Origin of the sequence: Nordella sp. HKS 07 (assembly GCF_011046735.1) — a bacterium.
Taxonomy (GTDB): Bacteria; Pseudomonadota; Alphaproteobacteria; order Rhizobiales; family Aestuariivirgaceae; genus Taklimakanibacter.
On sequence record NZ_CP049258.1, the window covers coordinates 1,967,844 to 1,982,476 of the forward strand.

The following is a 14,633-nucleotide window of genomic DNA, read 5'->3' on the forward strand; positions in this document are numbered from 1 at the left end:
CCGGAGTTATGTCACTTTCCGAAATCTGTATCCGCCGCCCGGTCTTCGCCACAGTCCTGAGCCTGATCATCCTGCTGATCGGCATCGTCGCCTATGGCCGCCTGACGGTCCGCGAATATCCGCAGGTGGACGAGCCGGTCGTCTCAGTGACGACCACCTATAAGGGCGCCTCCGCCGTCCTCATCGAATCGCAGATCACCCAGGTCCTCGAGGGCTCGCTCGCCGGCATCGAAGGTATCGACATCATCGAATCGACCAGCCGCTCCGAATCGAGCCGCATCACTATCCGCTTCAAGTCGGACGTCGATATCGACACCGCGGCGAGTGACGTTCGCGATCGCGTGAGCCGCGTCCGCGGCCGGCTTCCCGACGAGGTCGATGAGCCGATCATCGCCAAGGTGGAAGCGGATGCCCAGGCCATCATTTACATCAACTTCCGCTCCGAGCGCCTGAACGCCATCGAGCTTACCGACTATGTCGACCGCTACGTCGTCGACCGCTTCAAGAACCTGACCGGCGTTTCCGACGCCGCCATCTATGGCGAGCGTCTCTATGCCATGCGCATATGGCTCGACCGCGACCGGCTCGCCGGCTACGGCCTCACCGCCCAGGATATCGAAGACGCCTTGCGCAAGCAGAATGCCGAGATCCCGGCCGGGCGCATCGAAAGTACGGACCGCGAGTTCACCGTTCTCTCCAAGACCGCGCTGGCGACGCCCGAGGAATTCCGCAACATCATGCTGAAGCCCGCGGGCGGGCTGCAGGTGAAGCTCGGCGACGTTGCCCGGGTCGAACTGAGCTCGACCGATGTACGCCGCATCAGCCGCTATATGGGCCAGACCTCGATCACCGTCGGCATCATCAAGCAGGCGGTCGCCAATCCGCTCGACGTCTCGAAGGCGGTACGCGAGGTCATGCCGTCGATCATCGATTCGCTGCCCGAGGGTGTCTCCGCCGAGATTGGCTACGATTCGACGCAATTCATCGAACAGTCGGTGGATTCCGTTTTCACGACCATCCTCGAGGCCATAGCACTGGTGATCCTGATCATCATGTTCTTCCTGCACTCGCTCAGGGCCGCGATCATCCCGATCGTCACCATTCCGATCTCGCTGGTCGCCACTTTCGCGATCATGCTGGCGGCCGGTCTGTCGATCAACATGCTGACGCTGCTCGCCATGGTGCTGGCCATCGGCCTCGTGGTCGACGACGCGATCGTCGTGCTTGAGAATATCTACCGTCATATCGAGGAAGGCATGAAGCCTTTCGAAGCCGCTCTCAAGGGCATGCGGGAGATCGGTTTCGCCATCGTCGCGATGACGCTGACGCTGGCCGCCGTCTACGCACCGATCGCCTTCATGCCGGGCTCGACCGGCCGCCTGTTCCTCGAATTCGCCCTCACCCTCGCTGGCGCGGTGGTCATATCGGGCTTCGTCGCCCTTACCCTGACACCGATGATGTGCTCGAAGCTGCTCAAGCACAATGACCGGCCCAATATCATCGCCCGCTTCATCGAAGCCTTCCTCGCCCGCCTCGAGAAGCTCTATCGCGGCGCGCTCAAATTCGCGATCAAGGCACGCTATCTCGTCTTCCTCATCGCGCTCGGCGTTGCCGGCCTTGGCGGCGTGCTTTTCACCGGGCTCAATTCCGAGCTGACCCCGCCGGAAGACCGCGGCGTAATCCAGATCTCAGGCCAGGCGCCGGAAGGTTCGACGATCGGATTCACCGACCGCTATGCCGCACAGGTCGAGGGCATTCTCTCCAAGGCGCCCGACATCCGTGCTTATCTCGTCACCGTCGGCCAGCCGGAAGTGAACGAGTTCAACTCCATCGGCCGGCTCAAGGACTATTCCGAGCGCGAGCTCAGCCAGTCGCAGATCGCCCAGCGCCTCGGCCCCGAATTGCGCAAGGTGGCGGGCGCCCAGGTCTCGGCGCGTTCTTCCGGCGGCTTCGGCCGCCGCGGCAGCGGCCGGCCGGTCGAATTCGTGATACAGACCTCCGGCACCTATGAGGATCTGCAGAAATACTAGCGACACGTTGCTCGACAAGCTCGCCGAGAATCCGGGTCTCACCGACCTCGACACCAATCTCAAGCTCAACAAGCCGCAGCTCGAGGTGAAGATCGACCGCGACCGCGTCGCTGATCTGGGTCTCGACGTGTCGGTCATCGGCCGCACGCTCGAAACCATGCTCGGCGGCCGCCAGGTGACGCGCTTCGAGATCGGCGGCGAGCAGTACGACGTCATCGTCCAGCTCGATCCGCGCGAGCGCTCGGCGCCCGACAATCTCGCCCGCATGTTCGTGCGCAGCGCCGCCGGCGAGATGATCCAGCTCTCCAATATCGTGTCGATCCAGGAGACGGTGGCGCCGAAGGATCTGCGCCGCTTCAACCAGCTGCGCGCCGTCACCATCCACGCCAATCTGTCGCCCGGCTACACGCTGGGCCAAGCCTTGCAGGCGGTCCAGGCGACGGCCAATGAGATCCTGCCGTCGACGGCGCTGACCGACGTGTCGGGCCAGAGCCGCGAATTCCGCGACGCCTCGAGCAACATCTTGTTCATCTTCGTGCTGGCGCTGGCCTTCATCTATCTGGTGCTGTCGGCGCAGTTCGAGAGTTTCCGCGATCCGTTGATGATCATGCTGACCGTGCCCCTGTCGATGGCGGGTGCGCTGCTCGCCCTCAAGCTCACCGGCGGCACGCTCAACATCTATTCGCAGATCGGCCTCGTGACGCTGGTCGGACTCATCACCAAGCACGGCATCCTGATCGTCGATTTCGCCAATCGCCTGCAGGAGGACGGCAAGAGCCGCGCCGAGGCCATTGTCGAGGCAGCCGCCTTGCGCCTGCGCCCTATTCTGATGACCACCGCGGCGATGGTGCTGGGCGCCGTGCCCCTGGCGCTCGCCGAAGGCGCCGGTGCCGAGAGCCGCCAGCAGATCGGCTGGGTCATCGTCGGCGGCATGACAGTCGGCACGCTTTTGACGCTGTTCGTCGTGCCCGCTGTCTACAGCCTCTTCGGCCGCAAAGCGGGCGAACTCAAGGAAGCGGCGATTCCCGCGCCGGCGCCATCACCGGCGGAGTAAGCATCAGTTCTGTCCGCCCGTCAGTAAACACGACCCGATCAACCTTCACATCCCCGTCATGGCCGGTCTTGACCCGGCCATCCAGACTCGACGCCAACGGATGGGCTGGATGGCCGCCTCCATGGCCGGGTTAAACCCGGCCATCCGGGCGGCCATGACGAGCTAACAAAACCGCCCTACTCGATCACCACTTTCTTCGGATCCCAGCCTTCGGGCTTGGGATATTTCGGCGCCATATCCTCCAGCGTCTCGCGCACGATGCGCGCGATGGCGGCGTTGCGCACCCAGTTGCGGTCGGACGGGATCACATGCCAGGGCGCATGCGCCGGCGAGCAACGCCTGAGCGCCGTCTCATAGGCGTCCATGTAGTGGCTCCACAGCTTGCGGTCCTCGAGATCGGCCGGATTGAACTTCCAATGCTTCTTGGGATCGGTGACGCGCTCGCGCAGGCGCTCGGCCTGCTCGTCCTTTGAGATATGCAACATGAATTTGAGGATGCGCGTGCCGTGATCGCTCAGCAGCTTCTCGAAATTGTTGATCTCCTCATAGCGCCGCTCGATGTCTTCGGGCTTCGCGAGCTTCTTCACCTTCACGATCAGCACATCCTCGTAGTGCGACCGATTGAAGATGCCGATGATGCCCTTGCGCGGCGCGGCCTTATGGACACGCCAGAGATAGTCATGCGCGCGCTCTTCCTCATTAGGCGCCTTGAAAGGCGTCACCTCGACTCCGATGGGGCCGCAGGTGTTGAAGACGGCGCGCACGGTGCCATCCTTGCCGCTGCAATCCATGCCCTGCAGCACGACAAGCAGGCTGCGCTCATGTTCCGCATAAAGGGCGTCCTGCAGCTGGTTGATGGCCTCGGCGTCCTTGACCGTATCCGCCTTGGCCTTTTCCTTGCTTTGGAATGCGCTTTCGTCGCGCGGGTCGATCCTGGCGAGCGAGACGCCCTTAGCCGCCTCGACGGTGAATCTCCTCGCAAATTGACTGGCCATGCAAGCTCCTGTTTTTGCTCGCATAAGCGTGAGGCAAACAGGGCTTGATTGCAAGGGCCGAGGCTTCTATTCCCTAAGATCAGAAGGATACATGATGACAAGCAACAAGGCTCAGATGGCGTCGCCGGCCTACCGGATCGCCGCCCTCGATCAGGATTTTGTTCTCGGCGACACGATGCGCGGGGTGCGCTTCCACCTCGAATATCAGAAGGCGGAGGAATATCTGCGCAAATGGGGCGTGGCCACCACCGTGGTGGTATTCGGCTCCGCACGCGTCAAGGAAGGCGACAAGCGCGGCTGGTATGAGGCGGCGCGTTCCTTCGCCCGCATCGTCTCGGAAAGAGGCGGCGCCCTCTACAGCCACTCCGGTCCGCGCCAGAACGTGGTCGCGACCGGCGGCGGCCCGGGCATCATGGAGGCCGCCAATCGCGGCGCCGACGATGCCGGCGCGCCCTCGATCGGCTACAACATCACGCTCCCGCACGAGCAGGAGCCCAATGCCTATTCGACGCCGGATCTCACTTTCCGCTTCCACTATTTCGCGATGCGCAAAATGCATTTCGCCATGCGCGCCGCGGCCCTGGTGGTGTTTCCGGGCGGCTTCGGCACTCTCGATGAATTGTTCGAGATCCTGACGCTCCGCCAGACCGGCAAGATGGACGACGCTTTGCCCATCGTGCTTTATGACAGCATCTTCTGGCGCAAGACCATCGACTTCAACCGCTTCGTCGAGGAAGGCCTGTGCGCCAAAAATGATCTCAATCTCTTCAGCTTCGCCGACACGCCCGAAGAGGCATGGCTCGAGCTCATCGCGCGCGGCCTCAAGATTCCCGAACGCAAAGGATAACGCATGACCGTCAAGCTGCATTTCCACGGCGCCACCCGCGTCGTCACGGGCTCCTCGTATGTCATCGAGACGGAGCGGGCGCGCCTTCTCATCGATTGCGGCATGTTCCAGGGCTCGAAGACCGAGAAGGAGCTGAACTACCGCGCCTTCCCGTTCGATGCGCGCAAGATCGACGCCATGCTGCTGACCCATGCGCATATCGACCATGCCGGGCTGATCCCCAAGCTGGTCAAGGCCGGCTTCACCAACAAGATCTATGCGACGCATGCGACCTGCGATCTCTGCGCCGTCATGCTGCCGGATTCGGGCTTCATCCAGGAGACCGAGGTCAGGCAGCTCAATGACCGCAACCGCAAGCGCGGTCTGCCTGAGGTCGAGCCGATCTATACCGCCGAGGACGCGCATCGCTCCCTCGAATTCTTCGAGGGCATCGCCTACAAAACGTGGATCACGCCCGTTCCCGGCATCCGCGCGCGCTACTGGAATGCCGGCCATCTGCTCGGCTCCGCCTCGATCGAGGTGGAGGTGGAGCGTCCCGGCCAGAAATCCTTGCGCATCCTGTTCTCCGGCGACATCGGCCCCGACGCCAAGCTCTTCGAGCCGGATCCCGAGGCGCCGGCCGACTTCGATTATGTCGTCTGCGAATCGACCTATGGCGGCAAGGACCGCTTCGAGCGCTCGGAAGAGAAGCGCCGCGAGGTGCTGGGCACCGAATTGCGCGCCGCCGCGAGCCGCCAGGGCGCCGTCCTCATCCCTTCCTTCGCGGTCGAGCGCACCCAGGAAGTCCTCGTCGATCTCATTGCGCTGATGGATATGGGTGTCATCCCCAAGGCGCCGGTCTTCATCGACTCGCCCCTGGCGCTCAAGGCCACCAACATCTTCACCCAGCACGCCAAGTCGCTGCGCAATGGCGGAGCGCTTCTCCACGCCCTCGAGTCTCCTTACGTGAAGACAACCGAGAGCGTCGAGGAGAGCAAGGCGATCAACCGCTTCTCCGGCTTCCACCTCATCGTCGCGGCGAGCGGCATGTGCGAGGCCGGCCGCATCCGCCATCACCTCAAGAACAATCTGTTCAAGCCGAATGCCACGGTGCTGCTGGTCGGCTTCCAGGCGGCGGGCACGCTCGGCCGCCTGCTCGAGGATGGCGCGCAGGCGGTCAAGATTCATGGCGAGGAGATCAAGGTCCGCGCCACGATTCGCCGCTTCGAGGACTACTCCGGCCATGCCGACGGGCCGGAACTTCTGCAATGGTTGAGGGAGCGCCTGCCCATCGCCAAGATGGTCTTCCTCACCCATGGCGAAGAAACCGCCCAGGTCGCGATGGCCGAGGAGATGGCCGAGGCCGGCCTCATGACGGCCGACCGGATCGCGCGCCCGAGCCTTGATGACATCTACGATCTGACGGGTGAAGAACCTGTGCTGCGTGCCGCTGAGACCAAGCCGCGCATCAGCCCCGACAAGTTGGCGCGCCGCGACTGGCATAATGAGCTCGCCGAACTCATCCTCGGCATCAATGAGGAAGTGGGCAAGGCGGCGGATGAGAAGGCCCGCGCGGTCATCATCCGCAGGCTGAAGCGCGCGCTCGAGGAAGAAAACGGCAACGGCCGGATGCCGCCACCCAATGGCAGGCAGAAGCCTCGCGAGGAAGGCCGCGGCGGCGCCCACGGCTTCGACGAGGGCTGAGGCGATTACAGGAAAAAACAGGCAGATACAGGGAAGAACAGGGCTTTTTTGAAATCGGCTTGGTGACTCCAGATTTCTCAAGGGCTTAATCCTCCGTCACGCCGCAGGAACAGGAAGTAACAGGAGGAGGCAGACTCCCGGGTCCCGGCGGGTTGCTTGACTCCCACGGTTGCGCCCACGATCACAATAGTAAATTGTCATCCCGGCGAAAGCCGCTATCGGATTCACACATCTTCCTCCGTCCCCTTGTGGGGAAAGCGGCTCCCCCGGCCCGGCCAAAGTCCGGGGACCCATCTGCTCACCCACGTCCCGCCCCGGGTCGGATACAGGGTAGATACAGGGTAGTTGCGAAGAACGGCTTTCTCCAGACTCGGTCTTCGGCACAACTCATTGCATTGGCTGTGGATTGTGTGACAGAGCCCCGTTGTCCGAGCAGGGAAGAGCGACGCCGCAAGCGCGCAGAAGCAGAAACGGGAGGGCTGCTCACTGCCCGCACGGGAAAAAGCAGATGTGTGAATACGGCAGCGGCGAAAGCCGGGATGACGGTATGTGTGACGTGGGAAGCCCATGGCACTAGCGCGGAATGCGAAAAATTGGGTACCGGCTTTTCGCAAGAATCCCGCGCTAGAATATTAGATTTCGATCACGATGAGTTTGGATTGATTCAATCCAAACTCATCGTGATCTAGGCGCTGGGCTCAGCCCATGAGGAAGCACCAGTTCGAGCGAAAGCTGCTTCGGATTTCTTGAAAGAAAGATCAGGGCCCCTCTTGCGGGGCCCCGATCCTTTATAAGGGGATGCCGGTTCTCACCATGATGCACAGACCGGCTTCTGCTCCTGGTCAGCCCGTCATTCATCTGCATGCCGGCGGCTATACCGGGTTCAACTCCATCTTCGAGGGTTCGGCGGCGGGGAGATCGACACGGGCGAGAGCACCGGTGTCGTTACGGTGCTTTCGCTCGTGGTCCTGCGCTTCAGCCAGCGTCCGCCGCGTTCCCACATTTGGGCAGCAGAATCCCATGTCGACCGATCGCGGTCATCCCAATAGCGATCGGGATGCATAGGTCATGCCGGACGAAAGCGCGCCTACTGTCTCCATTTCCTGATCAGAACTTGTAGTTCAGTGAGGCCCTGATGGTATGGAACTGCGTCTTCGCGCTCAACGAATCCAAATAGCCCCCCGTGAAACCAGTCCAAACGCCTCCTCCGTTAACGTGATCCACGGAGTCAATCTGACGGCTTTCATCGATCACATCACTCTTGCCGAGATCGACATAGAGATATTCGGTACCCAGCGTGATGTTCCTAGTCAGCGCGTATTCGATGCCACCGCCAACGGTCCACCCCCACTTCGTCGCGGATGTCGATCCGCTGTAGTCATCACCATTGACATTATAGTCATACGACGACTTCACACGACCGTAGGCAAGGCCTCCCGTGCCGTAAAAGAGCACTTCGTCCCAGGCAATGCCGGCGCGGCCACGGATCGTACCAAACCAGTCGACCTTGCTGCTAACAGAAAAATCTCCGCCGTCGCCAATGGCTATGTTGGCAGAGTCGCTCTTGAGATCGGCGGCCGAAATGTCAGCTACAGCCCCGATGACGAAGTTCGAATATTGAAAATTATAGCCAATTTGCGCGCCACCGAATGCCCCATCCAGATCCTGCTCGTTCCCACCACGGTATTCATCGGACAATTCAGGATATAATTGAAGGGTATCTCCCGTTCCGTAACCGGGATCTCCGGGAGCAGTCGGATCGGTAAGATTGTCGTCCCAATATTCCGTGTGTCCTTCGTATGAGTATTCCGACTTTCCTTGGCCATAGCCACCGTGAACACCCACATAAAAGCCGCTCCAGTCAAATGACTCCTCAGCCGCGGATTCCACATCAGCAGCCTGGGCCCCGGCGGCGCCGAGCGCCAGGACAAACGCAAAAGTTCCAACACTAACCGCAGTTTTCATATCCAGCCCCTTCGAAGCTTCAGCTTTCACCGGGTCAGATTTATTGCATCGATCGATCTTCAACAATCACAGCAACTGTCGGATCATGTCACTTGCTGTCACTCATTCGGATTGAGGAATGATCTTTCCAACTCCATCAAAATCCGCGAAAGCAGCGACCTGTTTCCTTTGTCCTTGGGCCAAGCGTCCTTCCTGCTCTTCGCAACGTCAGCAGCTGTCACTTCCTCGCACTCACTGACATGCATTGAATTCTCGATACAGCCGCTCTCTCCCACGAACGATTTTCAACTCGTTGATTGAGTAGGAAAGATTCTTCCGCATCGTGGGGCGTCGCTCTTGCCGAAGACGTTGAACGCCGTGGCCGGCCTACTAGAGCCTTTCCCGTTTTGATCGAATCAAGGGATTCCATCAAAGCGAGACAGAAAGGCTCTATTACATATATCTGGAGCGCTTCCTTCTCGCGAAAGTCGAGCAACTTTCGCGGGAAGCGCTCTAGCAAATGTTTTCCGACGAGGCGTGCATGTGTCGGTAAAGAATCGCCACCTAAGGTGGTTCTGCAACGAACCAACTTCCTCTGGACAAAACAGGCAGGATGATCCTAATCGCTGAACGCGAAGCCTGACCCGCGAATTGTGTGCAAGGGAAGAAGCATGTTGGACTTTTCCGCTCTTCGACGCAGGCGGCTCGCAATGGTGTCCAGGTGACCGTAGTTGAAGTCATAGACGTCCGCTCCCAGGGCTTCGACGAGCGCACGCCGTCCGACGGTCTTACCGCGCTCACTGAACAAGCGTCCCAGGAAACACTGTTCCGACGTGGTCAAGCGGAGACGGTGGCCAATGCCGTCGGTGAGCACCCAGCCACCCTCCACCAGCGCCCATTGTGGGGTTGGGGGCGGGGGCTGCGAAGGGGTGCGAAGCCTTTTGAGACGCTCGTTGAGCGCTACAATTGTTGCCGCGAGCTCCCGGAGATCAATTGGTTTGACGAGGTAAGCGTCTGCCCCCCTCGTAAGGCCATCAACCCGGTCATCTATGGAACTCCGGGCCGTCGCCATGATGATACCCAGAGACTGCGAGGCCCGCAGATGGGCGGCTATTGCCAGACCGTCCTCGCCCTCCAAGCCAATATCGAGGATGACTATATCGGGCGGCCTTGTAGCGTAGACGCGATAGAGAGCGGCGGCATCGTGAAATCCATGCACTTCCAAGCCTAACCTGGATAGGCCGAGGACCATTTCCTCGCGAAAATCCTCGTCGTCATCGACAAGATAAACCAGGGGAGTGATCGTGGCACCGCCCTGTTTGGATTTTTCTCCGATCATCAATCGGTATCCCCAATGCAGCACTTCTCCAACATCCGATTTCACATATTCGTTGTTTTGTCCATCCTGTTCGGATGCTTTGTGCCACAAACGTCATGGGCCATTGAATTAAATCCGGCTGACGGCACCAAGGATCCCGTTTCGCTAGGTGGTCACCTCGCTGTCCTGCATGATCCCACCGGCGCGTTGACAATCGACGACATCATTTCCGGACGCCGAGACATCAAGTTCAAACCCATCCCGTCGATGCTTACCGAAGGTTATCGGGAGGGCGCGGTCTGGGTCCGGTTCTCCCTGTCCGCCCCGATGGCCCAAAATCAGTGGCTGCTGCAGGTGGAGCGGCCCCTGATCGAGCAGGTCACACTCTATGTTCCTGACGGGGCGGGGCACCTAGTGGTATCGCCTCCACGCGGCACATATCTATGGGATAAAGGCGAGGTTCGCGCCTATCCGAGTCTTTTTCAGATCTCCGTGCCGCTGGTAGAAAGCGAATATTATGTTCGCCTCCAGTCGGCGACTTCGATGACCACGTCATTCAACATCTGGCAGGAGCCCGGTTACGAGAGTTATCGCCGTTCCAACGACTTGATCATGGGAATAGTGGTCGGCGCCATTGGCGCCATGATGCTCGCCAATCTCCTTTACGCGGCCTGGCTGCGGGACTCTCTCTATATTTTGTATGCCGCTGTCCTGCTTGAATCCGGGCTGCTGATTGTCTTTTATATGGGCTACGCCGTCGAGTTTCTGTTTTTCCTGGAAAAGCAGCAGCTCTATCGCAGCTGGGGCGCCATAGTCTGCCTATACAGCATGGTCATGGTATTGTTTCTGGCCTGGCTGTTCGAGTTCCGTCGCTACTGGGCCTGGGCCTGGCGCATCGCGCAGGGCATCGTCTTACTCAACGGCATCGCCTTGCTGTTCGCGCTGGCTGGCCGTTACGGTGACGTAGGGCTCTTTGTATCGCGGCTGCAGCAATTGTCCCACATCCTCATTGCCTTGTTCGTTCTCTATCTGATCGGATTCCGACGGCAATATCAGTATCTGCTGCCGGCGCTTGCTTTTGCGAGTGTGATCGCGATCGGCCTGGTCATGCAGATGCAGTATACTGGAGCCAATCCATTCCAGATCGACAGTTCCTTGGCCAGGATCATGGCTGTCGGGATATTGATTCATCTGGTGCTGCTGAGCGCGGCTGTCGCGCGGCGCGCGCAGCTCGCCGAGCGCCATCTGAGTGCCGAGAAGGATCGTGTCATCGCCTTGTCACGGTCGGCTGAACAGGAGCTGACGGTTAAAGTGCGCGAGAGGACCGCGGAGCTTGCGGAACGGAATGCCGCGCTCAACGCGGAAATCGACCGACGTCACCTGCTGGAGGCCAAGCTCAGGCAGTCTCTGGACTCCATCAACGATGCCCTGGCTCAGCAGCGGAATTTCTTGGCCCTGGTCTCGCATGACTTTCGCGGTCCTTTGGCCGTCATAGCGGCAGCCGCGGAGAACCTGTCGCTTTCCGCGCCCGAAAGCACCGACATGATCAAGCTGCGCACAGACAAGATCAGGCAGACTGTGAAACGAATGTCGATTCTGATCGAGAATGTCCTGGCCGACGAGCGGCTCAGTGCCGGACAAAGTTCGCGCGCCGCGATAGAAATCTTCGATTTGAACGACATATTGCACACTGCCGAGGCGGGATTGGACGACAATGCCGCCAGTCGTGTTCGCTTCATTCACGCTGACGAAGCGACTGTGGAAGCCAGCCGCAATCTTGTTGAGATTTCACTGCATAACCTGATCCACAACGCTCTGAAATACTCGACTGCGACCGGTACGGTAACTGTTCGGCTTTCCGCTGATCAAGGGTTGGCGTTCATATATGTGATAGACCAGGGCATCGGCGTGGCGCCCGACGACCGCGAGCTCATATTCATGAAGTATTACCGCGCCCCGGGACAACGGGTGAATGGCTCCGGTCTCGGGCTCTACATTTCAAGAGAAATCGCCCGGCAGCACAATGGAGATCTCATACTGGCCGCCAGCGATGTCAACGGATCGACATTTTGCCTGTCGCTGCCCCTCCACAGGCCTGATTCCAATGAGCGTCCATCTAGAGCCTTTCCCGTTTTGATCGAATCAATGGATTCGATCAAAACGGGATAAAAGGCTCGATTACATTTATGTGGAGCGCTTCCTTGTCGCGAAAGTCGAGCAACTTTCGCGGGAAGCGCTCTAGCCGTGCCGCGTCGATATATACTGCGAAGCCTTCGCCGGTCACGCCGCAGGAGCAGGAAATATCAGAAGGAGCCTGATCCCACGATCCTCGACGAGCCGCTTGATTCCCACGGTTGGTCCTTGGACACAATTATTTGTCATGCCGGCGAAAGCCGGGATCCAATAGACACTCTCCGCCCGGTCAGGTCTATTGAATGGATCCCGGCTTTCGCCGGGATGACGAGGGGGTGGGTGCGATGCACTCATCTGCAACGCGCCGCGAAATCGAACGTCGATCTCCTCTGCTCCGCAGTGGTTTTCACCCCACATCCACCCAGCGCCGCTCGCGGGCCGAGCGCGCCATGCCGTGGATGACGCGTTCGATCTTCAGGCCTTCGGCGAAATTGACGAAGCATTCGTCTCCGCTGGCGATGCAGTCGAGAAGATGCTTCGCCTCGATCACCTTGAGCTCGTTGAAGCCGAGCTGATGGCCGGGCGCGGGGGTGAACTGCCCGTAGGGTGAATGGACGGGACCGGTGAGGATGGTGCGGAAGCCGCGCGTCGCTTCCGGGCCTTCCGTCATATAGAGCTGCAATTCATTGAGGCGCTCCTGATCGAAAGTGAGCATGCCCTTGGTGCCATGGACCTCGAAGCGGATCAGGTTCTTGCGGCCCCAGGCGGCGCGGCTCGAAGCGAGCGTACCCGAGACACCGGATTTGAAGCGCACGATGGCATGGGCGATGTCTTCATTCTCGACCTCGCGCATCTCACTCGTGCCGGGCACCGGCCGTTCCTTCACCACCGTTTCCATGTCGGCCGAGACGGAAGCGATATCGCCGATGAGAAGATGCGCGAAGCTCACCAGATGGCAGGTGATGTCGCCCAGCGTCCCCAAGCCCCACAGATCGATCCGCGCCCTTTTGCTCCAGGGCACATCGGGGGAAGCGAGATAGTCCTCATCGACCTGCCCGCGAAAATGCACGATCTCGCCGATGGCTTTGGTTTCGATCAGCTTCCTGGCATGCAGCACGGCGGGATTCTTGATGTAGTTGTAGCCGAGCAGCGTGCGGCCTTTGGCTTTCGCGGCGGCCGCCGTCATGGCCTCGGCTTCATCGAGGGTAAGCGCCATCGGCTTCTCGCACCAGACATGTTTGCCGGCTTCAAGGAAGGCGACCGCCATCTCGCGATGAACATTGTTGGGCGCGGTGATCGAGACGATATCGATGCGTTTGTCGTCGACGAGCTTGCGCCAGTCCGTCTCGGCACGAGCGAAGCCATATTCGGCGGCGCGCTTGCTGGTCATAGCCGGATCGATGTCGCACAAGGTCTCGAGCCTGATCTCGGGAACATCGCCGAAGACGGGTCGCACATGGCTCCAGGCCATGGCGTGGCATTTGCCCATGAAGCCGGTGCCGATCAGGCCGATGCCGAGAGATGCCATGTAAGTCCCTCACAACGCTTCCCCCACTCGTCATGGCCGGGCCTGACCCGGCTATCCAGCCTCGACGCCATACAGTTGCTGCACGGATGGGCTGGATGGCCGCCTCAAGGGCGGCCATGACGAACTAGGAGGCAAGTCCCCGACTTTCGCCGGGACCTGCCGCAACTTCAAGACCGAACCGAGTTCACTTGTACTGGTCGGCATTGTCCTTGGTGACGAGCACCGTGCCGGTATCGATCACCGCGTCGATCTTCTCGCCCTTCTGGAGCTTGATCAGATTCTCGACGGCGAAGGCGCCCATATTCTTTGGCGCCTGTGCGACGGAGGCCGTCATATCGCCGGCGATGATCGAGGCGGCCGCGTCCGGATTGGCGTCGAAGCCGACCACCATGACGTCCTTGAGCTTATTGGCCGACTTGAGGGCCTCTACTGCGCCCAGCGCCATATTGTCGTTCGAGGCGAAGACCGCCTTGATATTCGGATTGCCGGTGAGGATGTTCTCCATCACCGACTGGCCCTTGGCGCGGTCCCAGTCGGCCGGCTGCTCGGCGACGACCTTGAGGCCACAGCCTTCCAGGCCTTCCTTGGCGCCGGTGGCGCGGGCCTGGCCGGTCGACTGCGTGATGATGCCCTGCAGGATCACCACTTCCGATCCCTTCTCGATCTTGGAGCAGATGAAATCGGCGGCGAGCTTGGCGCCGACCTGGTTGTTGGTGCCGATGAAGGTCACGCCTTCATTGGTGCCCTTGGTGTCGACGAAGACGACCGGCACATTCTTGGCCTTGGCCGCATCGACGACCGGCGCCAGCGCATTGGGATCGGTCGGCGCCAGAGCGAGGCCGGATATGCCCTTGGCCAGCATGTCCTCGAGCTGTCCGATCTGCGCCTGCACATCGGATTCGGCCGGCGGCGACATGACGACGACCTCGACGCCGAGCTCCTTACCCTTCGCTTCGGCGCCCGCCTGCACCGCCGCCCAGAACGGGTTGCCGGCACCCGGGCCCTTCATGTCGAGCACGATCGGATCGGCGAAGGCCGAGCCGGCGAAGCCGAGTGCGGCAAGAGCGGCACCCGCGATCAGCAATTTCTTCATCTTACTCC

10 protein-coding genes are annotated in these 14,633 nt (G+C 60.4%); 5 read left to right on the top strand and 5 right to left on the bottom strand.

From position 1 onward, the window contains the following. Positions 1-8 precede the first annotated feature (8 nt). Complete coding sequence (locus G5V57_RS09250) at positions 9-2,030, top strand: efflux RND transporter permease subunit (protein ID WP_256378656.1); 2,022 nt, start codon at positions 9-11, stop codon at positions 2,028-2,030. A gap of 7 nt (positions 2,031-2,037) precedes the next feature. Then, positions 2,038-3,084, top strand: a complete 1,047-nt coding sequence (locus G5V57_RS34815) for an efflux RND transporter permease subunit (RefSeq protein ID WP_256378657.1) — start codon at positions 2,038-2,040, stop codon at positions 3,082-3,084. A 176-nt stretch (positions 3,085-3,260) separates the two neighbouring features. On the opposite strand, the gene G5V57_RS09255 is transcribed toward G5V57_RS34815, so the two are convergent. Then, positions 3,261-4,079 (bottom strand): PPK2 family polyphosphate kinase, encoded by an 819-nt coding sequence (locus tag G5V57_RS09255; protein WP_165167221.1) that lies wholly within the window; start codon positions 4,077-4,079, stop codon positions 3,261-3,263. 94 nt (positions 4,080-4,173) lie between these two features. Here G5V57_RS09255 and G5V57_RS09260 point away from each other — a divergent pair, with 94 nt between their 5' ends. After that, positions 4,174-4,926: a TIGR00730 family Rossman fold protein gene (locus tag G5V57_RS09260; protein ID WP_165173982.1), complete on the top strand. Its 753-nt coding sequence runs from the start codon at positions 4,174-4,176 to the stop codon at positions 4,924-4,926. Positions 4,927-4,929: 3 nt separating this feature from the next. After that, a complete protein-coding gene (locus G5V57_RS09265; RefSeq protein WP_165167222.1) occupies positions 4,930-6,609 on the top strand; it encodes an MBL fold metallo-hydrolase in 1,680 nt (559 codons plus the stop codon). Between the two features lie 1,107 nt (positions 6,610-7,716). On the opposite strand, the gene G5V57_RS09270 is transcribed toward G5V57_RS09265, so the two are convergent. Together G5V57_RS09270 and G5V57_RS09275 are read right to left on the bottom strand one after the other, a co-directional pair. After that, positions 7,717-8,640: an outer membrane protein gene (locus G5V57_RS09270; protein ID WP_246737580.1), complete on the bottom strand. Its 924-nt coding sequence runs from the start codon at positions 8,638-8,640 to the stop codon at positions 7,717-7,719. Positions 8,641-9,172: 532 nt separating this feature from the next. Next, positions 9,173-9,892, bottom strand: a complete 720-nt coding sequence (locus G5V57_RS09275; RefSeq protein ID WP_165167223.1) for a response regulator transcription factor — start codon at positions 9,890-9,892, stop codon at positions 9,173-9,175. A gap of 15 nt (positions 9,893-9,907) precedes the next feature. On the opposite strand from G5V57_RS09275, the gene G5V57_RS09280 reads away from it, so the two are divergent. Then, entirely contained in the window at positions 9,908-12,040 is a 2,133-nt protein-coding gene (locus tag G5V57_RS09280) for a sensor histidine kinase (RefSeq protein WP_165167224.1), read from the top strand. Positions 12,041-12,410: 370 nt separating this feature from the next. Here the strand turns inward: G5V57_RS09280 and G5V57_RS09285 are convergent, their stop codons facing one another. Together G5V57_RS09285 and G5V57_RS09290 are read right to left on the bottom strand one after the other, a co-directional pair. Beyond that, entirely contained in the window at positions 12,411-13,532 is a 1,122-nt protein-coding gene (locus tag G5V57_RS09285) for a Gfo/Idh/MocA family protein (RefSeq protein WP_165167225.1), read from the bottom strand. A gap of 184 nt (positions 13,533-13,716) precedes the next feature. After that, positions 13,717-14,625, bottom strand: coding sequence for a sugar ABC transporter substrate-binding protein (locus G5V57_RS09290; protein ID WP_165167226.1), 909 nt, complete (start codon positions 14,623-14,625; stop codon positions 13,717-13,719). Positions 14,626-14,633: the final 8 nt, after the last annotated feature.

Bases quoted from the DNA above. Each gene is read 5' to 3' on its own strand.
- G5V57_RS09250 (WP_256378656.1), top strand. From the start codon at position 9: ATGTCACTTTCCGAAATCTGTATCCGCCGCCCGGTCTTCGCCACAGTC.
- G5V57_RS09255 (WP_165167221.1), bottom strand. From the start codon at position 4,079: ATGGCCAGTCAATTTGCGAGGAGATTCACCGTCGAGGCGGCTAAGGGC.
- G5V57_RS09260 (WP_165173982.1), top strand. From the start codon at position 4,174: ATGACAAGCAACAAGGCTCAGATGGCGTCGCCGGCCTACCGGATCGCC.
- G5V57_RS09265 (WP_165167222.1), top strand. From the start codon at position 4,930: ATGACCGTCAAGCTGCATTTCCACGGCGCCACCCGCGTCGTCACGGGC.
- G5V57_RS09275 (WP_165167223.1), bottom strand. From the start codon at position 9,892: ATGATCGGAGAAAAATCCAAACAGGGCGGTGCCACGATCACTCCCCTG.
- G5V57_RS09280 (WP_165167224.1), top strand. From the start codon at position 9,908: ATGCAGCACTTCTCCAACATCCGATTTCACATATTCGTTGTTTTGTCC.
- G5V57_RS09285 (WP_165167225.1), bottom strand. From the start codon at position 13,532: ATGGCATCTCTCGGCATCGGCCTGATCGGCACCGGCTTCATGGGCAAA.
- G5V57_RS09290 (WP_165167226.1), bottom strand. From the start codon at position 14,625: ATGAAGAAATTGCTGATCGCGGGTGCCGCTCTTGCCGCACTCGGCTTC.